Source organism: Streptomyces sp. NPDC033174 (assembly GCF_055577795.1).
This window is the reverse complement of record NZ_JBVIPQ010000001.1, coordinates 219,384-241,041: the sequence shown is the minus strand read 5'-3', so window position 1 is coordinate 241,041 and position 21,658 is coordinate 219,384. Positions and strand designations below refer to the sequence as shown.

General features: G+C 72.5%; 15 protein-coding genes, 1 tRNA gene and 1 pseudogene. 12 read left to right on the top strand and 5 right to left on the bottom strand.

Annotated elements, in window-relative coordinates:
- Nucleotides 1-45: 45 nt before the first annotated feature.
- Nucleotides 46-1,482, top strand: coding sequence for an MFS transporter (locus ACZ5VC_RS01135; RefSeq protein ID WP_469118042.1), 1,437 nt, complete (start codon nucleotides 46-48; stop codon nucleotides 1,480-1,482).
- A 490-nt stretch (nucleotides 1,483-1,972) separates the two neighbouring features.
- On the opposite strand, the gene ACZ5VC_RS01130 is transcribed toward ACZ5VC_RS01135, so the two are convergent.
- Together ACZ5VC_RS01130 and ACZ5VC_RS01125 are read right to left on the bottom strand one after the other, a co-directional pair.
- Nucleotides 1,973-3,457 carry a HEAT repeat domain-containing protein gene (locus ACZ5VC_RS01130; RefSeq protein ID WP_469118041.1) on the bottom strand — a complete coding sequence of 495 codons (1,485 nt, stop codon included), beginning with the start codon at nucleotides 3,455-3,457 and terminating at the stop codon, nucleotides 1,973-1,975.
- A gap of 23 nt (nucleotides 3,458-3,480) precedes the next feature.
- Entirely contained in the window at nucleotides 3,481-4,392 is a 912-nt protein-coding gene (locus ACZ5VC_RS01125) for a hypothetical protein (RefSeq protein ID WP_469118895.1), read from the bottom strand.
- 240 nt (nucleotides 4,393-4,632) lie between these two features.
- Here ACZ5VC_RS01125 and ACZ5VC_RS01120 point away from each other — a divergent pair, with 240 nt between their 5' ends.
- Nucleotides 4,633-5,406, top strand: coding sequence for a S1 family peptidase (locus ACZ5VC_RS01120; protein ID WP_469118040.1), 774 nt, complete (start codon nucleotides 4,633-4,635; stop codon nucleotides 5,404-5,406).
- Between the two features lie 104 nt (nucleotides 5,407-5,510).
- Here the strand turns inward: ACZ5VC_RS01120 and ACZ5VC_RS01115 are convergent, their stop codons facing one another.
- Nucleotides 5,511-7,286, bottom strand: coding sequence for a glycoside hydrolase family 35 protein (locus tag ACZ5VC_RS01115; protein WP_469118039.1), 1,776 nt, complete (start codon nucleotides 7,284-7,286; stop codon nucleotides 5,511-5,513).
- Between the two features lie 112 nt (nucleotides 7,287-7,398).
- Between ACZ5VC_RS01115 and ACZ5VC_RS01110 the strand changes: the two genes are divergently transcribed.
- From ACZ5VC_RS01110 to ACZ5VC_RS01080, 7 genes are all read left to right on the top strand, one after another.
- The gene (locus ACZ5VC_RS01110) at nucleotides 7,399-8,277 is read left to right on the top strand and encodes a helix-turn-helix transcriptional regulator (protein ID WP_469118038.1); all 879 of its coding nucleotides are present in this window, start codon (nucleotides 7,399-7,401) and stop codon (nucleotides 8,275-8,277) included.
- A gap of 20 nt (nucleotides 8,278-8,297) precedes the next feature.
- On the top strand, nucleotides 8,298-8,627 hold the full coding sequence (locus tag ACZ5VC_RS01105) for a chorismate mutase (RefSeq protein ID WP_469118037.1): 330 nt from the start codon (nucleotides 8,298-8,300) through the stop codon (nucleotides 8,625-8,627).
- Between the two features lie 109 nt (nucleotides 8,628-8,736).
- Nucleotides 8,737-8,805, top strand: a tRNA-OTHER gene (locus tag ACZ5VC_RS01100).
- A gap of 88 nt (nucleotides 8,806-8,893) precedes the next feature.
- Nucleotides 8,894-9,895, top strand: a complete 1,002-nt coding sequence (locus ACZ5VC_RS01095; RefSeq protein WP_469118036.1) for an asparaginase — start codon at nucleotides 8,894-8,896, stop codon at nucleotides 9,893-9,895.
- Nucleotides 9,896-10,061: 166 nt separating this feature from the next.
- A complete protein-coding gene (gene pepN, locus ACZ5VC_RS01090) occupies nucleotides 10,062-12,554 on the top strand; it encodes an aminopeptidase N (RefSeq protein WP_469118035.1) in 2,493 nt (830 codons plus the stop codon).
- 136 nt (nucleotides 12,555-12,690) lie between these two features.
- On the top strand, nucleotides 12,691-14,064 hold the full coding sequence (locus ACZ5VC_RS01085) for a pyridoxal phosphate-dependent decarboxylase family protein (RefSeq protein WP_469118034.1): 1,374 nt from the start codon (nucleotides 12,691-12,693) through the stop codon (nucleotides 14,062-14,064).
- Entirely contained in the window at nucleotides 14,061-15,473 is a 1,413-nt protein-coding gene (locus tag ACZ5VC_RS01080) for a lysine N(6)-hydroxylase/L-ornithine N(5)-oxygenase family protein (protein WP_469118033.1), read from the top strand. Before ACZ5VC_RS01085 ends, ACZ5VC_RS01080 begins: the two co-directional genes overlap by 4 nt.
- Before the next feature lie 18 nt (nucleotides 15,474-15,491).
- Here the strand turns inward: ACZ5VC_RS01080 and ACZ5VC_RS01075 are convergent, their stop codons facing one another.
- Nucleotides 15,492-17,297, bottom strand: coding sequence for a bifunctional metallophosphatase/5'-nucleotidase (locus tag ACZ5VC_RS01075; protein ID WP_469118032.1), 1,806 nt, complete (start codon nucleotides 17,295-17,297; stop codon nucleotides 15,492-15,494).
- A gap of 144 nt (nucleotides 17,298-17,441) precedes the next feature.
- On the opposite strand from ACZ5VC_RS01075, the gene ACZ5VC_RS01070 reads away from it, so the two are divergent.
- Complete coding sequence (locus tag ACZ5VC_RS01070; protein ID WP_469118031.1) at nucleotides 17,442-18,155, top strand: SIMPL domain-containing protein; 714 nt, start codon at nucleotides 17,442-17,444, stop codon at nucleotides 18,153-18,155.
- Nucleotides 18,156-18,393: 238 nt separating this feature from the next.
- Here ACZ5VC_RS01070 and ACZ5VC_RS01065 read toward each other — a convergent pair whose 3' ends face one another.
- On the bottom strand, nucleotides 18,394-18,993 hold the full coding sequence (locus ACZ5VC_RS01065) for a TetR/AcrR family transcriptional regulator (protein ID WP_469118030.1): 600 nt from the start codon (nucleotides 18,991-18,993) through the stop codon (nucleotides 18,394-18,396).
- A gap of 148 nt (nucleotides 18,994-19,141) precedes the next feature.
- On the opposite strand from ACZ5VC_RS01065, the pseudogene ACZ5VC_RS01060 reads away from it, so the two are divergent.
- Together ACZ5VC_RS01060 and pyk are read left to right on the top strand one after the other, a co-directional pair.
- Nucleotides 19,142-20,038 (top strand): annotated as a pseudogene (locus ACZ5VC_RS01060) (RNA polymerase sigma factor); the annotation flags it as partial.
- A gap of 139 nt (nucleotides 20,039-20,177) precedes the next feature.
- Entirely contained in the window at nucleotides 20,178-21,611 is a 1,434-nt protein-coding gene (gene pyk / locus ACZ5VC_RS01055; RefSeq protein ID WP_469118029.1) for a pyruvate kinase, read from the top strand.
- Nucleotides 21,612-21,658 lie beyond the last annotated feature (47 nt).

Genomic DNA, 21,658 nt, shown 5'->3' with positions numbered 1-21,658 from the left:
GCAAGTCTTTCGTTAGGTCGAACGAAATAAATTTGGGAGTCCGAGATGACCGCGACCACCGTCGCCACCGCACCCACCGGCGTCCCCGCCGCCCACCCGCGCCGCTGGGCGGCCGCCGTCGTCATGATGGTCGCCGCGCTGATGGACCTCATCGACGTGACCATCGTCAACGTCGCGCTGCCGTCCATCGGACGGGGCCTCGGCGCGTCCGAGAGCGCCCTCCAGTGGACCGTCTCCGCGTACCTGCTGGGGTTCGCCGCGACGCTGATCGTCGCCGGGCACCTCGGCGACCGGTACGGGCGCAAGGTCCTGTTCCTCGCCGGCACCGCCGGGTTCGGCGCCGCGAGCCTCGCGTGCGGCATCGCGCAGAGCCCCGGGCAGCTCATCGCCGCCCGGGCCGCGCAGGGGGTGATGGCCGCCGTGCTGATGCCCCAGGTCCTCGGGTCCTTCCACACGCTCTTCCAGGGCAAGGCCCGGGGGAAGGTCTTCGGGATGTACGGGGCCGTCGCCGGCTTCGCCTCCGCCGTCGGACTGCTCCTCGGCGGCGTCCTCACCGACGCGGACCTCTTCGGCCTCGGCTGGCGCAGCGTCTTCCTGGTGAACGTGCCGGTCGCCGTCCTCACCCTCGCCGCCGCGATCTTGCTCGTACCGGCGACGCGCGAGCGTGCGGCCGGGCGCCCCGACGTCCTCGGGAGCCTGGTGCTCGCGGGCGGACTCGTGGCGATCGTGCTGCCGCTGGTCCAGGGACACAGCGACGGCTGGCCGCTGCGGGGGTGGTTCCTGCTCACCGGGGGCGTCCTGGCGCTGGCGGCTCTGGCGGTCGTCGAGGCCCGGCGGCGGGGGACGACGACCGCCCCGCTGCTGCCGGGCCGGCTGTTCAGCGTCCCCGCGTTCTCCTTCGGGCTCGCCGTCCAGCTGCTGTTCGCCCTCGGGATGCAGGGCTTCTTCCTGGTCCTCGCGATCTGGCTGCAGGGCGGGCAGGGCTACTCGCCGCTCCAGGCCGGCGTCCTGATGGTCGCCTTCTCGGCCGGCGGCTTCCTCACCGCGCCCGCCGCCGACCCGCTCGCGGTCAGGCTGGGCCGTGTCGTCCTCGCCGCGGGCGCGCTCCTCATGGCGGCCGGCTTCGCCTGGGCCTGGTACGCGACCGCCCACGCCGCCCCCACCCACACGGGCGCCTGGCCCCTGGTCCCCGGCCTTGCCGTCGCGGGCGCCGGCCTCGGGTTCCTGGTCGTCCCTCTGGTCAACGTGGTCCTCTCCGGCGTGGAGCCGGAGCGGGCGGGCGGGGCGTCGGGCATCTTCTCCACGGCCCAGCAGTTCGGCGGCGCGCTCGGAGCGGCGGTCATCGGCACGGTCTTCTTCACCCACCTGAAGGCCGGCCCGGAGGCGGGCATGGGGGCGGCGATGCCGTGGGTGATCGGGGCGTACGGGGTGGCGGCGATCCTGTGCGGGGCGCTGCCGCGGAGGGCGGTGGCGCGGGACTGAGGGTGCGTGGGCGGGTCGGGTTCTCCCCCACCCCGCCCCTTCCCGAAACCCTGCCGGGGGCGGCACGACACCGGCGCCCGGACCCGGCCGCGCCCGGCCGGGCACGCCCTCCGGGGCGGGGCCGGCCCCGGGGTCGGGGCTGAGGCGCCGAGGCCCCCCGACAGGCCGGGCTCCGCTTCGCTCACCCGGCGGGCCGCCGCCGGGGAGCCCGCCGGGGGAGTCGGCTGACCGCGACCAAGTGGGGTCATGACACCGCCCGGGTGACGCATCGTCACCCGGGCGGACCCGCCCGGCGGTCCCGCGCCCGGCGGTCCCGCGCCCGGCTGCCGCCGGGGCGCGGCCCCAGAGAGGCGGAGACAGTCGGTGGCATGGCCCGTCGCAGTCCCCCGGCACGGCCCCCGGAAGGCAGGGCCGACGCGCGGAAGCCCCCGCAGACGACCGGCCCCAGTGGTGAGGCGGTGCCCCCGTCGCTCAGGGGGACGCCGCGACCTCACCGCAGGCGGGGCGTCGTCCATTCCAGGCGGGTTCTCAGAGTGTCGTCGCGGATGTGGACCAGGGCCGAGAGGGCTGTCGCGCGGGCGGAGGTGTCCGGGGCTTCGTCGGCCAGGAGGCGGGTCAACGGCGGGACGGCCAGGGGGTCCTGGCGGATGGCCAGGCCGCGGGCGGCTTCCGCGACGACGTCCGGGCTGGGGTCGTCCAAGCGGGCCGCGAGGGCCGAGCGGAGGGCCGGGGAGTCGTCGTCCGTTTCCGCGAGGGCGAGTGTCGCCCAGTCCCGTACGCCGGAGTCGGGGTCGCCGCTCAGGGCGATGAGCGTGGCGACGGCCTCCTCGTGGCCGCCGGGCACCATGCCGGTCAGGGCGACGGCGACCCGGCGCCGGACGTCGGGCTCCGGATGCCCGGCCCGGGACAGCAGCTCGGGGAGTGCCGCCGGGTCGCCGTACTGGCCGAGGCCGGTGACCACCGCCCGTAGCAGCTCGTCGTCGTCCGTCTCCCGGGCCAGCTCCCGCAGCAACGGCACCGCACGCGCGGCGAAGCCGAGCCCGCTCAGCACCTCCACCCCGAACGTCTGCCGCAGCGGATCCCCGCCGGCGCACCACGCCGCTGCCGCCTGGAAGGTCTCCTCGTCGCCGCGCCGCCGCAGGACGTCCACCGCTTCCAGCCAGTCGTCCTGCTCCGGGTCCCCGCAGGCGAGCGCCCGCGTCGCCAGTTCCTCGTACGAGGTGCGGACGCCGAGCCGCTCCTCCAGCATCGTCACGATGGCCGGGTGCCCGGTCTGCTGTTCCTGGCCCGCCGACGGTTTGCCGTCCCGCAGCAGCTCGACGACGACCGTGACACCGCCGTCCTCCGGGACGTGCCGGGCGACCAGCTCGTGTTCCTCGCCGTACGTCTGCGCGAGGGACTCCCGCAGGGTCCGCTCCACATCTACGCCCAGCCACCGCCGGGCCTCCGCGAGCGCCTCCCTCAGGGTCTCCGGGGCGTCGTCCCCCGCCCCGTGCCGCAGCAGCGCCCGTACGGTCGAGGCGGAGCCGCGCCGGGCGGCCGCCACCAGGGGCGGCGAGCCGTCGGGGCCGGGCAGGGAGGGGTCCGCGCCGTGCTCCAGGAGCACCTCCACCGTGTCGGCGTGGCCCTGCGCCACCGCCCATGTCATCGCCGTCCAGTCGTACGACTCCCGCTGGTCGACCCGCGCCCCGGCGGCCAGCAGCGCCCGTACGACCTCCGTGTGGCCGCCGCACGCGGCCCCGCACAGCGGCAGCTCACCGGCGTCCTCGCCGCTGCCGAGGCCGGGGTCCGCCCCCGCCGCGAGCAGCAGCCGGACGATCCCCGGCTCATTGGTCACCGACGCCCGGTAGAGCGGGGTCTCCCCGTCCTCCCCGACCGCGTCGGCGGGGACGCCCGCTCGCAGCAGCCGCACGACGGCGTCCTCGCCCTCATGGACGGCTTCGAACAAATCAGGGGCGCCCAGGTCGTTCGTCATGCCCCGACCCTACGGAAACCGGCTCAGGTGTCGCATTCGAGAATGGTCCGGCAGAGCGTGCAGCGGGCCCGCACCCGCCCCCGCACCGGCACCCGGATCCGCTGGTGGCAGGTGGGGCAGGGAAAGGAGACCCGCAGCTCCCCGCCCCTCGCGGACTCGAAGGCGTACGGCGGTCCGGCGGCGGACCCGGCGGCGGCCGCGGGGCCACGCGGGTTGTCCCTGGCGTGCCGCCGGTCCTTGGCGTACCGGTGGCGCCCCGCCCACCCGGCGGCGACCAGCGGCGGCTGCCGGCCGTCCAGCAGGGCGCGGGCCCGGCCGCTGACGTACGCCTGGTACGCCTGCGGGCTGGTGAACCAGGGAGAGGGGTCCTCGCCGAAGGCCAGCGCTCGCTTGGCAAGCACGTAACCGAATTCCTCCGGCGTGAGGTATCCCAGCTTCTGGCTGGTCAGATCGTCCTCGCGGTACGCGTCGAGCAGCAGCCAGCCGGCGCCGAGGTAGGTCGTCACCGTGTCGGTGAGGATCTCGTTGTCGCGGGTGCCGGGGAACTTGAGGTCCAGCCGGTGCAGCAGGACATGGGTGACCTCATGGGCGAGCGCCGCCCCGATGTCCCTGCGATGGGTGCGGAAACGGTCGTTGAGTTCGACGAAGTACTCGGGGCCCGCGGTGAGTTCGACGCTCGCCGCGTGCGTCATCCCGCGGAACGAGACGACGATCCGCGCCTCGGGCAGCCGCAGATGCCGCACCAGTGCGTGGGCCACCCGCTGGGCCCCGAGGTGCAGGTCGTCCTGGTCGCTGAACGCGACGTCCACGGGGGCGACGCTGGTCGCGTACTGGCCCAGGCCGTCGGGCGACAGTCGCCTGTAGAGCGCCGTGACGGCCGCCCGCACCGTGTCGAGATGCGGGTAACCGCGTGCGACCCCACTGCCGTTCACCACGTCCGGTACCCCCACACGTGAAAGATCCGACGCTCGGCCCATTCCACTGTACGGGCCCGGGCCGCGACGGCGCCCGGCCCGGCCGAGTCACCCGGGATGGCCGAAAACCCCTCCTTGTGACGGCTGCGGCGCCCTCCTCATAATCCGGACCACGACTTGACGGGCCCATGTCATCGAACTGCCTGGGGCGTGGCCGCCGTCCTGTCCGCACGGCTTCAACCCCCCACGAAAGGCAGACCCTTGAACATCGTCCGTACGCTCAAGAGATGCGCCGCCACCGCGGCCGTACTCCTCGCCGCGGTCAGCCTCCAGCCCGTGAGCGCCGCCTCCGCGGCCCAGGCGCCCGTCGTCGGAGGCACCCGCGCCGCCCAGGGCGAGTTCCCCTGGATGGTCCGGCTCTCCATGGGCTGTGGCGGCTCCCTGCTGACCCCGCAGGTCGTGCTGACCGCCGCCCACTGTGTGAGCGGCTCCGGCAACAACACCTCGATCACCGCCACCGCCGGAGTCGTGGACCTCCAGAGCGGCAGCGCCATCAAGGTCCGGTCGACCAAGGTCCTCCAGGCCCCCGGCTACAACGGCAAGGGCAAGGACTGGGCGCTGATCAAGCTCGCCCAGCCCATCAACCTGCCGACCCTCAAGATCGCCGATACCACCGCGTACAACAACGGCACGTTCACCGTCGCCGGCTGGGGAGCGACCCGCGAGGGCGGCGCCCAGCAGCGCTACCTGCGCAAGGCCCAGGTCCCGTTCGTCACCGACGCCTCCTGCCAGGCGTCGTACGGCAGCGACCTCGTGCCGAGCGAGGAGATCTGCGCCGGTCTGCCCGAGGGCGGCATAGACACCTGCCAGGGCGACTCCGGAGGCCCGATGTTCCGCCGTGACAATGCCGGAGCCTGGATCCAGGTCGGCATCGTCAGCTGGGGCCAGGGCTGCGCCCGGCCCGACTACCCCGGCGTGTACACCGAGGTGTCCACCTTCGCCTCCGCCATCAAGTCCGCGGCGGCCGGGCTGTAACAGCCACTGAGAGCGAGCGCGGGGGGAGGGGCGGCCCGGCGGGTCCGCCCCTCCTGCCTGCGCCGGACGTACCGCCGCCGCCCGGCTGGGCCCGCCCTTCTGCGCTACGCCAGACGTACGTCCCCGCTCCCGCCGTCGCCCCCGCCCTCCAGCTCCAGCACCCACACCTCGTTGACGCCCTCGCGCAGCACCGGTCCCGGTACGAACAGGGACTCCTGCGGTCCGGCCGACCAGTACCGGCCCAGACAGAAGCCGTTCACCCAGGCGAACCCGCGGGTCCAGCCGGGCAGTTCAAGCCGCGCATCACCGCGTACGGTGACATGGCACGCGCCACGGAACAGCCCCGGTCCGCGTCCCGGCCCCGGTTCCGTCGCCCGGAACGGCACCTTCCCGACCGCCTCCGCCTCGAACGCGTCCAGCCGCAGCCCCCGCGCCCGCACGCCGTGCAGATACTGCCGCTCATGGCGCACCCCGCCCGTGATGCCCTTCGGCTCACCCAGCCGCGGCCCGTAGTTGACCCGCCCCAGCGACTCCACCCACAGCTCCACGGCCGCCGGCCCCGCCACCGCCGCGCCCGGCTCGGTGCGCTCGCCGTCCACGTACATCACCGCCAGGTCCCGCACCCCCGTCACCGTCAGCGGGTACGGCTTCCGGGGGCCCGGCACCTCAAGTCGGTACCGGACCAGCCCCCGGTCGATCCCGAGCTCCTCGAAGGTGGGCGGCACCGCCGTGCCGGTCTCCTCGTCGCCCAGCGTCTCCAGCACGTCGTCCAGCGGCGCCCACTCGTCCAGTACGGCGGTCACCGGCGCGGGCACCCGGGCCGGCGGCTCCGGCGGCTCCGGCAGCGGCCCGTCGGAGTACGGCGCGAGTACCTCACGGAACCGCCAGAACTTCTCGGTCGGCCGGCCCTCCTCGTCGATCGGCGCGTCGTAGTCGTACGACGTCACCGTCGGCTGGAGCGGTCCGTCGTGCAGGTCGCCGGAACGGTTGGCCCCGGCCCAGCCGGCGAAGTTCGTCCCGCCGTGCGCCATGTACACGTTGACCGAGGCGCCGATCTCCAGGATCTCCGACAGCGCCTCCGTCGCCTCCCGGGCGTCCCGCGCGGCCGCCTTCTCGCCCCAGTGGTCGAACCAGCCGCACCAGAACTCCATGCACATCAGCGGGCCCCGCGGCTGGTGGCGGCGCAGCACGTCGAAGGCCGCCCGGGCGCCGGAGCCGAAGTTCACCGTCGCCAGGATCCCCGGCACCGAACCTCCGGTGAGCATGTGGTCCTCGGGCCCGTCCGAGGTGAACAGCGGGACGCTCACTCCGCAGGAGCGCAGGAGCCCGGTGAGATGCCGCAGATAGCCCCGGTCGGAGCCGTAGCTCCCGTACTCGTTCTCGACCTGCACCATGATCACCGGGCCGCCGCCCCGACCGCCCCGGCCGCCCGGGTCACCGTCACCGCCCCGGTCGCACTGTCGTTCCACGACCTGCGGCAGCAGCGTGCGGAACCACTGCTGCACATGCTCCAGATACTCCGCGTCGCCTGTGCGCACCCGCCGGCCGAGCCGGCCGGTCAGCCAGTGCGGCAGCCCGCCGTTCTCCCACTCGGCACAGATGTACGGGCCGGGCCGCACGATCGCCCACAGCCCCGCCTCACGCACCGCGTCCAGGAACCGGCCGAGCGCGTCCACGTCCCGGTAACGGCCCGGCGCGGGCTCGTGCAGATTCCACGGGACGTAAGTCTCCACGCAGTTCAGACCCATCGCCCGGAGCATCGCGAGCCGGTGGCCCCACTGCTGCTCGTGCACCCGGAAGTAGTGCAGCGCGCCCGACAGCAGCCGCACCGGCCTGCCGTCCAGCAGAAAGTCCTCGTCCCCCACCCTGAAGTCGGCCACCGTCCCCGCCCGTCTCTCTGGTCATGTACCGCGACCAACCCTGGGCTCTGGCGGCGGGCCGGTCCATGGACAAAGATCAGCGCTGTTTGGACGCAAGGGGAGGCGACGGCGGATGTATCACACGTGGATGCGCTATTTCACTCCCAGCCCGGTCCACCTGCGGCTCGGGTTGGTCTGTCTCGGCGTCGGTCTGCAGCACGGCGCCCTGCCCATGGTCGGCCCGCGCACCCTCGACCACCATGTCGCCGTCCTCGTCAGCGCGGGCGGCGGCTGGTACAAGAGCGCCGACGGGCGGCGCACCGCGGTCACCGCGCCGGCCGTGATCTGGCTGACCCCCGGCGTCCCGCACCACTACGCGGCCGACCCGGGTACCGGCTGGGACGAGAGCTTCGTCGACTTCACCGGACCGGCCACCAGCACGTACACCGAACTGGGTTACATAGAACCCGACCGGCCCGTCGTCCCCCTCTCCGACGCGGCCCCCGCCCGCGCCGCGATCGGCCGCATCGCCAGGGCCGCCAGGCGCGGCAACCCGCTCCTCGAAGTGGAGACGGGCGCCGCCGTCCATGAACTCCTGGTCGCCCTGCGCCGCGCCCGCGCCGACACCAACGCCGACGGCGACCCGGTCCTCTCCTCCCTCGCCCGCGACGCCTGCCGGCCGCTGTCCGTCACCGAGCACGCCGCCCGCCACGGCATGACCCCGGCGGAGCTGCGCACCGCCGTGCGCCGCAGCGCGGGCTGCAGCCCCAAGGACTATCTGCTCTCGATCCGCCTCGGACGCGCGAAGGAGCTGCTGGCCGCCACCGATCTGCCCGTCGCGGCCGTCGCCCGCCGCGTCGGCTACGACGATCCGGCGTACTTCTCCCGGCTGTTCACCCGCCGGGTCGGCACCGCGCCGATCCGCTTCCGCGAGCAGCAGGGGCGGGCCGTCCCCGGGGGCTGGAGCAACCGGATCCCGGATCCCGAACACCCTCCGACCATCACCACATGATCCGTCTAAGCTCGCTGCCCATGAGCACCAGTGACACCCCCGGCGCCGTCGACGCCTCCGTACGCGCCGAACTGACCCGACTGCGGGAGAGCATCGACAACATCGACGCGGCCGTCGTCCACATGCTCGCCGAGCGCTTCAAGTGCACCCAGCAGGTGGGCCACCTCAAGGCCCAGCACAGCCTCCCGCCGGCCGACCCGGCGCGCGAGGCGAGGCAGATCACCCGGCTGCGGGAGCTGGCGGAGAACGCGAAGCTGGACCCCGCCTTCGCGGAGAAGCTGTTGAACTTCATCATCGCCGAGGTGATCCGCCACCACGAGACGATCGCGGGCGGCACGGCCGCCGAATAGGGCGAAATCGGGCGCGCGACAACGCCAATGGGGCGCGCGGCCCCCGGGACCGACAGCGCCGCCGGACAATCGCTGCGCGCCACGGCCGCCGACCGATACGCTCACCGAGCCCGGTGCGAAGGCAACAGCTGCTTCACCTGCAAAGTGAGCAACGCGGGTTCGAATCCCGCCGCCGGTTCCGGCCGGTGTCGTCCAGCGGTCCAGGACGCTGCGTCGCTGTCGCCGACCCTGATCTCGGGCACTCAACTTTCACAGAAGGTGAGCGCATGTCCTCCGGTCCGGCGGTCGTCACCGTCTTCACGCTCGGTGGCACCATCTCGGCCAGGGGCGGCGACGCCTCCCGGATGACCGGCGCCGAGGTGCTGGCCGCTGCGGGCGTCCCGGCCTCCGTCGACATCGAACTGCGCGACTTCCGGCGCGTACCCAGCTCCTCGCTCTCCTTCGAGGACCTGACCGCGCTCGCCGAGGAGATCGACAGGGCGACGGCCGCCGGCTCCGGGGTAGTCGTGGTGCAGGGCACCGACACCCTGGAGGAGACCGCGTTCCTCCTCGACCTGGTCTGCACCGCACAGCGGCCGATCGCCGTCACGGGCGCCATGCGACGCCCCGATCTGCCGGGCGCCGACGGCCCGGCGAACCTCGCGGGAGCGATCGCCGCCGCCGCCGACCCCGCCTGCCGGGGCCTCGGTGTGCTGGTGGTGCTCGCCGACGAGATCCATGCCGCCCGGCACGTACGCAAGACGCACACCACCTCCATCGCCACCTTCGCCTCCCCGGGCGCGGGACCCCTCGGCGCGATCGTCGAGGGCCGGCCGCGGGTCCTGCTGAAGCCGGCGCGACCCGTCGTGGAACGCCCGCTGAGACTCACCCGCGAGGTCCGGGTCGGGCTCATCACCCTCTCCCTCGGCGACCGCGGTGAACTGCTCGACCTCGTGGACGACCGCTTCGACGGCCTCGTCGTCGCGGCGTTCGGCGCCGGGCACGTACCGATGTGGCTGGTCGAGCCGCTGGAGCGGCTCGCGGCCCGGATGCCGGTGGTCCTCGCCTCCCGTACCGGCTCCGGCGCGATGCTCACCGGGACCTACCGGGGCCCCGGCTCGGAGTACGACGTCCTCGGCCGCGGTCTGATCTCCGCGGGCACCCTGGACGCCCCCAAGTCCCGCCTCCTGCTGCACGCGCTCCTGGCGGACGGGCCGGACGGCACGGCCGACCGGCGGCCCGCGATCGCCGCCGCCTTCGCCGCCCTCACCGGCGGTACGGCAGCCTGAGGGTCCGCTCCCGGACACCCGCCACGAGCGGTGCCCGGTCACCGGCTTGCACCCCCCACCCGGTCACCGCACGACCCGCGCGGGCGCTCCCCGCGCCCCTCGGGAGCGCCCACGCCCTCAGCGAATCCCCCTGCCCCGGCCACGGCCGATCGGGCAGCATGGCCCCATGTCCGTACTGACGCGCGACGAAGCGCAGACCCGTGCCCAGCTCCTCGACGTCCACCGCTACACGATCGACCTCGATCTGACGACCGGCGACGAGACCTTCGACTCCCACACCGTCATCCGCTTCACGGCCCGCACGTCGGCGGACACCTTCGTCGAGCTCAAGCCCGCCACCCTGCGCTCGGTCACCCTCGACGGACAGCCCCTCGATCCGGAGAAGCTCGACGAGAACCGCCTCCCGCTCACCCTCACGGAGGGCGAGCACGAGCTGCGGATCGACGCCGCCATGCGCTACTCCCGCACCGGCGAGGGCATGCACCGCTTCACGGATCCCACCGACGGCGAGACCTACGTCTACACGCAGCTCTTCATGGAGGACGTCCAACGCGTCTTCGCCGCCTTCGACCAGCCCGACCTCAAGTCCGTCTTCGAGCTGACCGTCACCGCCCCCGACGGCTGGACGGTCCTCTCCAACGGCATCACCAAGCAGCAGGCGGACGGCCGCTGGAAGGCCGCCGCCACCCCGCTCATCTCCACCTACCTCGTCGCCGTGGCCGCCGGCCCCTGGCACTCGGTCCGCACCGCGCACGCGGGCCTCCCCTTCGGCATCCATTGCCGGCGCTCCCTCGCGCCCTTCCTCGACGCCGACGCCGAGGAGATCCTCCAGGTCACCCGGCAGTGCTACGACCGGTACCACGAGAAGTTCGAGGAGCCGTACCCCTTCGACTCCTACGACCAGGCCTTCGTCCCCGAGTTCAACGCCGGCGCCATGGAGAACCCCGGCCTGGTCACCTTCCGCGACGAGTTCATCTACCGCTCCGCCGTGACCATCACCGAACGCCAGACCCGCGCCATGGTCATCGCCCACGAGATGGCCCACATGTGGTTCGGCGACCTCGTCACCCTGCGCTGGTGGGACGACATCTGGCTGAACGAGTCCTTCGCCGAGTACATGGGCTACCAGACCGTCAACGAAGCCACCACGCTCTTCCCCGACACCTGGGTGGACTTCGGTGTCGTCCGCAAGGCCTGGGGCTACGACGCCGACCAGCGGCCCTCCACCCACCCCGTCGCGCCCGACCCCGACGCCGTCCCCGACACCGCCTCCGCTCTCCTCAACTTCGACGGCATCTCCTACGCCAAGGGCGCCTCCGCCCTGCGCCAGCTCGTCGCCTGGATGGGCGAGAAGGACTTCCTCGCCGGCATCAACGCCCACTTCGCCCGGCACAAGTTCTCCAACGCCACCCTCGCCGACTTCATCGACAACCTCGCCTCCGCCACCGACCGCGACGTCCACACCTGGGCCGAACAGTGGCTGCGCACCACGGGGGTCGACACCCTCACCCCGCAGATCGGCGAGGCGGAGGGCTACTGGCACCTCCATGTCGACCAGAACGGCAGCCGCCCCCATCGCGTCGCCGTCGGCGCCTACGACCGCGACCTGGTCGACGGCCGCAGTCTCACCCTGCGCGAGCGGTTCGAGATCGACGTCCCCCAAGGGGAATCCGTCAGCGTGCGCGCCGGCCGGCGCCCCGCCCTCGTCGTCCTCAACGACGGCGACCTCACCTACGCCAAGATCCGTCTCGACAAGGGCTCCGAGGAACCTGCCCTGCGCACCCTCTCCGGAGTCCCCGACGCGCTCACCCGCGCCGTCGTCTGGAACTCCCTGCGCGACATGGTCCGCGACGGCGAACTCGAACCCACCACCTATCTGGAGACGGCCCGCGCCCACCTCCCGGAGGAGTCCGACCTCGCCATCGTCCAGGGCGTCCTCGGCTTCGCGGCCACCCAGATCGCCGGACGCTACCTGAGCGCCGAGGCCCGCCCCGCCGCGCTCGCCCTGCTCAGGGACCTCACCCGCGACCTGATCCGGCGCACCGAGGACGGCAGCAACCCCGGCCTGCGCCTCACCGCCGTACGCCACTTCATCGACGCGTCCGCCCAGCCCGGCACCCTGCAGAGCTGGCTCGCCGACGGCGCCGTCCACGGCGGCCCCGAGCTCGACCCCGAACTGCGCTGGCGCATCCTCGGCCGCCTCGCCGTCCTCGGCGCCACCGACGAGAGCGCGATCGCCGCCGAACTCGACCGCGACCCGAGCGCCACCGGCCAGGAAGGCGCCGCCCGCTGCCGTGCCGCCCTCCCCACCTCCGAGGCCAAGGCGGCCGCCTGGGAGCTCCTCTTCACCTCCGACACGCTCTCCAACTACCTCTTCACGGCCGTCGCCCAGGGCTTCTGGCAGCCCGAACAGGCCGAGCTCGTACGGGAGTACGTCCCCCGCTACTACCCCGCCGCCATCGACCTCGCCACCCGCCGGGGCCCCGCGATCGCCGAGGCCGCCGGGCGTTACGCCTTCCCGGTGTACGCGGTCGACGCAGAGTCCCTCCGCACCGGCGAGGCACACCTCGACGACCCCCGTCCGACCCCGGCCCTCCGCCGCAAGCTGGTCGACCAACTCGACGACCTGCGCAGGGCCCTGGCGGTACGCACCGCCTGACGACCGCGGGCGGGGGCAGCGGCCCCGCCCGCCTCCAGCACCACGGCGCCGTCCCACGCAACACCCCTGTCCCCCTTTCGGGTTGCCCTCGGGCGCTCGGGGGACATACCCACCGAACCCCCGGCAGGGTGGTGTCATGCACACCCCGCCCCTCGCCGGAGGCCCCGCAGGGTCCGACGCGCTCCGGCCCCTGCTCGGCACCGTGCTCGACGCGCTGCGCGCCGGGGCCGAGCGGCGCGGCGGGCCACTGCCCGCCGGGGGCCCCGGCGTGGTCGGCGAACGGCTGCGGACCGCGCTCGGGCCCGTGCTCCCCGATACGGGAACGGGCGCCGAGGAAGCCCTCCGTGCGCTCGTCACCGCGCTGGCGGAAGGCGCCGCCGACCCCGCGGACCCGCTGTGCGCCGCGCACCTCCACACACCGCCGCTCGCGCTCTCCGCCGCCGCCGACCTCGCGGCCTCCGCGCTCAACCCGTCCATGGACTCCTGGGACCAGGCCCCCGCCGCCTCGGCCCTCGAAGCCCTCGTGACCAGGACACTCGCCGCCGAGGTCTATCCGGGGGCGGACCACCCCGACGCCCTCGTCACCACCGGGGGCACCGAGTCCAACCAGCTCGCGCTGCTCCTCGCCCGCGAACGCCACGGCCCCGTCACGGTCGTGTGCGGCGCCCACACCCACCACTCCGTCCACCGCGCCGCCTGGCTCCTCGGACTGCCCGAACCGGTCACCGTCCCCACCCCCGACGGCACCCTCGGCCTCGCGGCGCTCGACGACGCCCTCGCCGGACTGGCCGGCCCCGTCCTCGTCACCGCCACCGCGGGCACCACCGACACCGGTCGCATCGACCCCCTCCCCGAGATCGCCGACCTCTGCGACCGCCACGGCGCCGAACTCCACGTCGACGCCGCCTACGGAGGCCCGGTCCTCTTCTCGCCCACGCACCGGGCCCTGCTCGCCGGACTCGACCGCGCCCGGTCGGTCACCCTCGACCTGCACAAACTGGGCTGGCAACCGGCCGCCGCCGGTCTCCTCGCGGTCGCGGACACCAGCCGCCTCGCCCCCCTGGGCCACACCGCCGACTACCTCAACGCCGACGACGACACCGAGGCCGGCCTCCCCGACCTCCTGGGCCGTTCCCTCCGCACCACCCGCAGGCCCGACATCCTCAAGACCGCCGTCACCCTGCGGGCCCTCGGCCGCACCGGCCTCGCCGGCCTCGTCGACCAGGTCGTCGCCGCCGCCCAGCACCTCGCCGACCTCGTGGACAAGGCCCCCGCCCTCGAGCTGTACGAACGGCCCACCCTCACCACCGTTCTGTTCCGGCCCGCCGGCGCGGGCGACGACACCGTCGCGGCGATCCGCCGCACCCTGCTCACCGAAGGCCGTGCCGTCCTCGGCCGGGCCCGCGCCGACGGCCGCCTCTGGCTCAAGGCGACCCTGCTCAACCCCCACGCCACCCCCGGCGACCTCGAAGAGATCATCACCCTCGTGGAAGGCAGTACCGTCCGATGACCGGCACACCCCAGCACGACATCGACCAGCCCCACGACCTGGTGGGCATCGGCATCGGCCCGTTCAACCTCTCGCTCGCCGCCCTCGCCCACGGCGTCCCCGGCGGCCTCGCCGCCGCCTTCTACGAGCAGCGCCCCGCCTTCCACTGGCACCCCGGTCTCCTCATCGAGGGCGCCACCCTCCAAGTCCCCTTCCTCGCCGACCTGGTGACCCTGGCCGACCCCGCCAGCCCCTGGTCGTTCCTCAGTTACCTCCGGTCCCGCGACCGGCTCTTCCCCTTCTACTTCGCCGAGAAGTTCCACATCCAGCGCGCCGAGTACGACGCCTACTGCCGATGGGTCAGCGACCAGCTCCCCGGACTGCACTTCGGCCACCAGGTCGACGCCGTCCGCTGGAACCCCGAGCGCGACCTCTTCGAAGTCGACTTCACCCAGCTCGACGCGGCCGGCGAGGCCGAGGCTCTGGGCCGCGCCCACACCCGGCACATCGCCCTCGGCGTCGGCACCGAGCCGTACGTCCCCGAACCCCTGCGGCCGCTCGCCGACGCGCCGACCGTCCCGGTCATCCACTCCGCCGACTATCTCGCCCACCGCGAGCGGCTCCTCGCCGCCGAGCACATCACGGTCATCGGCTCGGGCCAGTCGGGCGCCGAGATCTTCCTCGACCTGCTGCGCGCCCGCCCCGCCGGAGCCGAGAAGATCCACTGGCTGGCCCGCACGGAGGCCTTCGCGCCCATGGAGTACTCCAAGCTCGGCCTGGAGCACTTCACCCCCGACTACACCCGCTACTTCCACGCCCTGCCCGAATCCGTACGCGACGGACTCGTGCCCCGCCAGTGGCAGCTCCACAAGGGCATCGACACCGACACCATCGCCGCCATCCACGACGAGCTCTACCGCCGCACCCTGCACGGCGGCTGGCCCGACGCGGTCCTCACCCCCGGCGTCCGCGTCCGTACCGCGGGACGGGTCGCCACCACCAAGGTCGAACTGCATCTGGAACACGTCCAGCAGGCCACCCGCTCCCGCCTCACCACCGACGCCGTCGTCCTCGCCACCGGCTACCGGGAACGCCCCCTCGACCGGATGCTCGCCGGCCTCGACCCGTACGTCCGCCGTGACTCCTCCGGGCGCCCGCGCATCGACAGCGAGTTCCGGCTTGTCCTCGACAGCTCCGTCATCGGCTCCGTGTACGTACAGAACGCCGAGAAGCACACTCATGGCGTCGGCGCCCCCGACCTCGGCCTCGCCGCCTGGCGCAGCGCCGCCATCCTCAACTCCCTCACCGGCAAGGAGCCCTACCCCCTGCCCCGGCGCACCGCCTTCACCACCTTCGGCCTGGAGCGGCGAGAGGCGCCGCGCGTCCCGGCCCGGGGCCCGGAGCTGACGCCTCTCGCACAGAACCTCTGAAGCTCCGGAGGACACTCCCTAGAAGACCGGAACCCCGTCCCGCGTCAGCTTCCAGTCCACCGACGCGAACTGCGCCGGGTCGACCGTCCCCTTCGCCCGCACCCACTGGATGATGGTGTTGCGGATCTCGTCCGAGTTGGCCCACAGCTGCGGGGCGGACGCGACATGCGGAAACGCTCCGCCGCCACTCGCCCGGTAGTTGTTGACCGCCAGCACGAACTGCGCGGCCGGGTCGATCGGCTTCCCTTGGAAGGACAGGTCCACGATCCGGGAACCGGCCGGCTTGGCGATGTCGATCGTGTACGTCAGCCCGGACACGGCGTCGTAGTTGTAGTCGGGAGTGTTCTCGGCGTTGGTGAGCTTCGCCGTGTCCACCGGCGCGCCCGGCGCGGTCCGGACGTAGTACTTCGCCGAGTACTCCAGGTACGCCTTCAGCTGGGCGCCGGTCAGCAGCCGTGCCTCCAGCGTGTTCTCGAACGGGTACAGACCCGCCGCGTCCTTGATGGTGACCTGCCCGGCCGGAATCGCCGCCGTACGGGAGAAGCAGGACGCCTGGGAGAGCACCGGCAGCGCCGCGTACGGGCCGCCGGCCAGGGCCGCCTTCACGGTCTCCGCCTGGACGTGGTTGATCAGATCGATGATCGGCTCGTCCTTCCAGGCCGCCTCGGCCGTGGTCATCGACGCCGTCGACGTCCCGATCGCCTGGTTGACGTACGCGACGACCTTCGTGTGCTCGTCCTCCAGGAGCCGTACGACCTTCGGGTCCTCCGGCACCGTGTTGGAGTTGAGGACCTTCGCGCCGACCTTCTCGACGGTCCAGCGGCCCTTGCCCCACACCAGCTCGAAGTCGAACAGCGTCAGCCGCTGCCCCCACTTCAGCGGCTCGGACAGCACGACGTCCTTGCCCGTCTCCTTGTTGGTCACCCGGTACTCGGGGATCTCCGTGTGCGCGTGGCCCACGAGGATCGCGTCGATGCCCGGCACCTGCTCGGCGACGAGCGCGGCCGCGTTCTCGATGTACGGCAGCTGGTCGCCGTACGACGACGTGCCGCTGGACCCGCTGTGCGCCGACACGATCACCACATCGGCGCCCATGGAGCGCAGCTTCGGCACCCACTTCGCGGCCTGCTCCTCGAGGCCGGGGAACACCATCTTGCCGCTGACGTTCTGCTTGTCCCAGATCGCGATGCCGGGGTTCGTCAGGCCGAGTATCGCGACCCGCACATCGCGGCCGTGCGGCGTGCACAGCCGGTGCATGCTGTACGGGCGGAAGGCCGGCCGCAGTGTCTTCGCGTCCAGGGCGTTGGCGCCGAGCAGCGGGAAGTCGCACTGCTCCTCGAACTTCCGCAGCACCGGAATGCCGTAGTTGAACTCGTGGTTGCCGAGCGCGGCGGCGTCGTAGCCGATGGCGTTCATGGCCTGTGCCATGGGGTGGACCGGGCCGCGTGCGGCGGTGATCGGGTCGACCTTGGCGTAGTAGTACGACAGCTGGGTGCCCTGGATGGTGTCGCCGGCGTCGATGAGGAGGGTGTTGCGGGCCCCCTTCTCCTTCCGCACCTGGTTCACCAGCGTCGAGATCTTGGCCAGGCCGACGTCGTTGTGGCTCTTGTCGTCGAACTCCCGGTCCGTGAAGTAGTCCCAGTTGAAGACGTTTCCGTGCAGATCGGTCGTCCCCATGACGGTGAACGCGTACCGCTTCGGCGGACGTCCGGTGGTGGCCGGCACGGTGCCGGCCTGCGCGGGGGCGGCGAGCCCTCCGGTGAGGGCGGCGCCGGCTCCGGCGACGACCGATCCCTCCAGGAACGTCCTGCGGTTCAGCGGCATCTGATCTCCTTGGTTCAGTAGTGCACAACGCGCGTAGATTCTGGCCCACGGGACCCTCCGGGCAACACCCCTGACGGCCATTCCGGTGCGAGAGTGTTCCGAGAGAGTCGCCGTCACTGCCGCCGCCGTACGAGGGAGCCCGTCGTGACCACCGAAGAACCGACCCCCGCCGCCGTCCCGTACGGCACCCCCGAGGCACCGCGCGTCGCCGTACTGGGCGAAGCCCGGCTGGAGTTCGACCCGGAGATCGCCCGCATCGGCGTCACGGTCAGCGCGCGCGGCACCGACCGGCGTTCCGCGCTCGACGACCTGACCCGGCGCAACACGGAGGTCGTCGACCTCATCAAGTCGTACGGCGAATCGGTCGAGAAGCTGGAAACCGGGGCGTTCTCCATCAGTCCGGAGCTGACCCGGCACGGCCGCGCGGAACGCGTCCGCGCGTACCACGGGCGCGTCCACCTCACGGCCGAGCTGGCCGACTTCACCGCCCTCGGCGAACTGACGACCCGCCTCGCCGACCTCGAACTCACCCGCGTCGACGGCCCCTGGTGGTCCCTGCGCCCCGACTCCCCGGCGCACGGCGAGGCCCGCCGCCAGGCCGTGAAGGAGGCGGTCCAGCGAGCCCGCGAATACGCCGAGGCCCTCGGCACCCACCTCGCGGCCCTGGTGGAACTGGCCGACCTCGGCGCCGAAAACGCCGGGGCCTACGGCGGGATGCCCCCCGCCCCCGGCACCCTCCGCATGGCCTACGCGGCAGAATCCGCGGACGCCCCGCCCCCCTTGGACCTGGAACCCCAACGCCAAACGGTCTATGCCCAGGTGAACGCCCGCTTCACGATGGCCCCACCGACATTGTGACGTGCGACGAGAGGGCCTGGGGCACTGTGCGCGAGCGCGGCCGGCACCCGCCCGGGGCCGGGGGAGCCGCCCGCCCCGGAGCCGGTACCTGCTCGCCTGAGCGGCGCGAAGCCGCCGCCCAGGCGCCCTGGCCCCGGGCCCGTCCCTCGCCCCCGGCAGGGTTTCGGGAAGGGGCGGGGTGTGGGATCAAGCGCCCCGCAGCCTCCCGCCCGGCCGGCCGCCCAAGGCCCGGGCCCCCTCACCGCAGCAGCCCGAACACCCTCTCCGCCTCCTCCTCGTGCGCCTTCGCCGTCTCCTCCGCCGGCGCCCCCGACAGCACCCGCTCCAGCAGCCGCCCGAACAGCACCCGCAGCGCCCCGCCCAGGCGTGCCGCCTCCGCCAGGGGGGTGATGTCGCCGGGGGGCCAGTCCTCCGCCAGGACGGATGCCACCGCAGCCTCCCGCTGCTCGTGGAACTCCCGCAGCCGCGCCAGCAGTACGGGACTCTCCGTCAGCATCCGCGCGAACGGCTCCGGCGCGAATCCGATAACCGGGTCCCGGCGCCGTACCGCCGCCAGATAGTCCTCCCGCAGCGCCTCCACGGGAGACACGCCCCCGGTCCGCGCCGCCGCCACCACCCGTGCCGGACCGGAGACGAACTCCTCGCTCAGGTCGAGGACGAGGTCCTCCTTGCGCGGGTAGTAGTTCGTGACCGTCATCTTCGCCACGCCCGCCGCAGCCGCGACGTCCGCGATCGTGACCTGGTCGAAGCCCCGCTCGATGAACAGGCCCGTCGCCGCGTCGGAGATCGCCTGCCGGGTCTGTCGCTTCTTCTGCTCCCGCAGGGTCGGTGCGCTCATGAAACCACCCTCTCATAGGTCGAACCTAAATCTATGCTTGACCTAGAGCATAGGTCCGACCTAACTTTAGGTCCATCACAAAAACCAGCTGAACCCGACCGAGAGGCCCACCTCCTTGCCCACGCTCACGCGCTCCTCGCACGAGACCGACCAGGTCCGCGACTACCTCCGTCAGATCGCCCGCATCCCCCTCCTCACCGCGGAACAGGAAGTGCGCCTCGGCCACCGCGTCCGGGCGGGTCTCGCCGCGGAGGCGGAGATCGCCGCCGCCGGTCTCCCCGACGCCGAGCTGGAGCGCGTCTCCCTCGACGGCCGCCGCGCCAAGAACCACATGCTGGAGGCCAACCTCCGCCTCGTCGTCTCCATCGCCAAGCGCTACACCGGCCGAGGAATGCTCTTCCTCGACCTCGTCCAGGAGGGCAACCTCGGCCTGCTCCGCGCCATCGAGAAGTTCGACCCCACCAAGGGGTTCAAGCTGTCCACCTACGCCACCTGGTGGATCAAGCAGGGCATCGGACGCGCCCTCGCCGACCAGTCCCGCACCATCCGCGTCCCCGTCCACATGGTCGAGGAGATCAACCGCCTCGCCCGGACCCGGCGGGAGCTGGCCGCGACGCTCGACCGCGAGCCCACGGTCGAGGAACTCGCCGCCGCCCTCGACGTCACGGTCGAGCGGATCGTCCAGGTGAAGGGCTACGACCGCACCCCCGTTTCCCTCCACACCCCTCTCGGCGACGGCGACGGTGGCATCGGCGCCGAACTCGGAGACGTCATCAGGGACTCCGCTGCCCCCGCTCCGGAAGACATCGTCGGCGCGGACCTCCTCAGGTCCCAACTCCGCTCGATCCTCGCCAAGTTCACCGAGCGCGAGGCCGGTGTCATCACCCTGCGGTACGGACTCGACGGCGACGACCCGCGCACCCTCGAAGAGATCGGCAGGGTCTACGGCGTGACCCGTGAGCGCATCCGGCAGATAGAGGCCAAGACCATGTCCAAGCTCCGCCACCCCTCCCGGCTGCGCGCCCTCAGCGGCTATCTCGCCTGAGCGGTCCGGGCCCTCGATCCCGCTCATCGGAGCGACCCTGCGCACAATTCAACACTTGTCAATAACCCTTCACCGAAAGGTTGTTGAGTAGTCATGCGTGACCAATTCTCTACCCACCGGTAAGGCCTAGGCTCACACCATGCGCCGAGCAAAAATCGTCTGCACCCTGGGCCCCGCCACCGACACATACGACCAGATCAAGGCACTGGTCGAAGCCGGAATGGACGTCGCCCGCCTCAACCTCAGCCACGGCACCTACGCCGACCACGAGGAACGCTGTCAGCGCGTACGCAAGGCCTCCGACGAAATCGGCCGCAGCGTCGGCGTCCTCGCCGACCTTCAAGGCCCGAAGATCCGTCTCGGCCGCTTCGCCGAAGGACCCGTACTCCTTGAACGCGGTGACACCTTCACCCTCACCGTCGAGCCCGTGGACGGCGACCGCCACACCTGCGGTACCACCTACGCCGGCCTCGCCGACGACGTCACCGTCGGCGAGCGCATCCTCGTCGACGACGGCCGTGTGGCCCTCGAAGTCACCGAGGTCGACGGACCCCGCGTCCACACGACCGTCATCGAGGGCGGCATGGTCTCCGACCACAAGGGCCTGAACCTCCCCGGCGTCGCGGTCTCCGTCCCCGCCCTCTCCGAAAAGGACGTCGAGGACCTCCGCTGGGCGCTGCGCACCGGCGCCGATGTCATCGCCCTCTCCTTCGTCCGCAGCGGACGCGACATCGAGGACGTCCACCGCATCATGGACGAGGAAGGCCGCCGCCTCCCCGTCATCGCCAAGATCGAGAAGCCCCAGGCCGTCGAGAACATCGACGACATCGTCGCCACCTTCGACGGCATCATGGTCGCCCGCGGCGACCTCGGCGTCGAAATGCCGCTGGAGCAGGTCCCGATCGTCCAGAAGCGCGCCATCAAGCTCGCCAAGCGCAACGCCAAGCCGGTCATCGTCGCCACCCAGATGCTCGACTCGATGATCGACAACTCCCGTCCCACGCGCGCCGAGGCCTCCGACGTTGCGAACGCCGTCATCGACGGCACCGACGCCGTGATGCTCTCCGGGGAGACCAGCGTCGGCAAGTACCCCGTCGAGACCGTCAGGACGATGAGCCGCATCGTCGAAGCGGCCGAGGAGGACGTCCTCGACAAGGGCCTCCCGCCCCTGACCGACCGGAACAAGCCCCGCACCCAGGGCGGCGCCGTCGCCCGCGCCGCCGCCGAGATCGGCGACTTCCTCGGCGCGAAGTTCCTCGTCGCCTTCACCCAGTCCGGCGACACGGTCAAGCGGCTCTCCCGCTACCGTTCACCCATCCCGCTGCTCGCCTTCACCCCCGACGCCGCCACCCGCTCCCAGCTGAACCTCACCTGGGGAGTGGAGACCTTCCTCGGCCCCCACGTGGACTCCACGGACGCGATGGTCGCCCAGGTCGACGAGGAGCTGCTGAGGATCGGCCGCTGCCGGAAGGGTGACATCGTGGTGATCACCGCCGGCTCCCCGCCCGGGGTGGCGGGCTCCACCAACCTGGTCCGCGTCCACCACATCGGCGAGGACGACAGCCCGAAATAGCCGCAGAGGCAGGGCGGGTGCGGGGCCGCTCGGGCGGAACAACGCTC

Bases quoted from the DNA above. Each gene is read 5' to 3' on its own strand.
- ACZ5VC_RS01075 (WP_469118032.1), bottom strand. From the start codon at position 17,297: ATGCCGCTGAACCGCAGGACGTTCCTGGAGGGATCGGTCGTCGCCGGA.
- ACZ5VC_RS01080 (WP_469118033.1), top strand. From the start codon at position 14,061: ATGACCGGCACACCCCAGCACGACATCGACCAGCCCCACGACCTGGTG.
- ACZ5VC_RS01135 (WP_469118042.1), top strand. From the start codon at position 46: ATGACCGCGACCACCGTCGCCACCGCACCCACCGGCGTCCCCGCCGCC.
- ACZ5VC_RS01065 (WP_469118030.1), bottom strand. From the start codon at position 18,993: ATGAGCGCACCGACCCTGCGGGAGCAGAAGAAGCGACAGACCCGGCAG.
- ACZ5VC_RS01105 (WP_469118037.1), top strand. From the start codon at position 8,298: ATGAGCACCAGTGACACCCCCGGCGCCGTCGACGCCTCCGTACGCGCC.
- ACZ5VC_RS01095 (WP_469118036.1), top strand. From the start codon at position 8,894: ATGTCCTCCGGTCCGGCGGTCGTCACCGTCTTCACGCTCGGTGGCACC.
- pyk (WP_469118029.1), top strand. From the start codon at position 20,178: ATGCGCCGAGCAAAAATCGTCTGCACCCTGGGCCCCGCCACCGACACA.
- ACZ5VC_RS01110 (WP_469118038.1), top strand. From the start codon at position 7,399: ATGTATCACACGTGGATGCGCTATTTCACTCCCAGCCCGGTCCACCTG.
- ACZ5VC_RS01130 (WP_469118041.1), bottom strand. From the start codon at position 3,457: ATGACGAACGACCTGGGCGCCCCTGATTTGTTCGAAGCCGTCCATGAG.
- pepN (WP_469118035.1), top strand. From the start codon at position 10,062: ATGTCCGTACTGACGCGCGACGAAGCGCAGACCCGTGCCCAGCTCCTC.
- ACZ5VC_RS01085 (WP_469118034.1), top strand. From the start codon at position 12,691: ATGCACACCCCGCCCCTCGCCGGAGGCCCCGCAGGGTCCGACGCGCTC.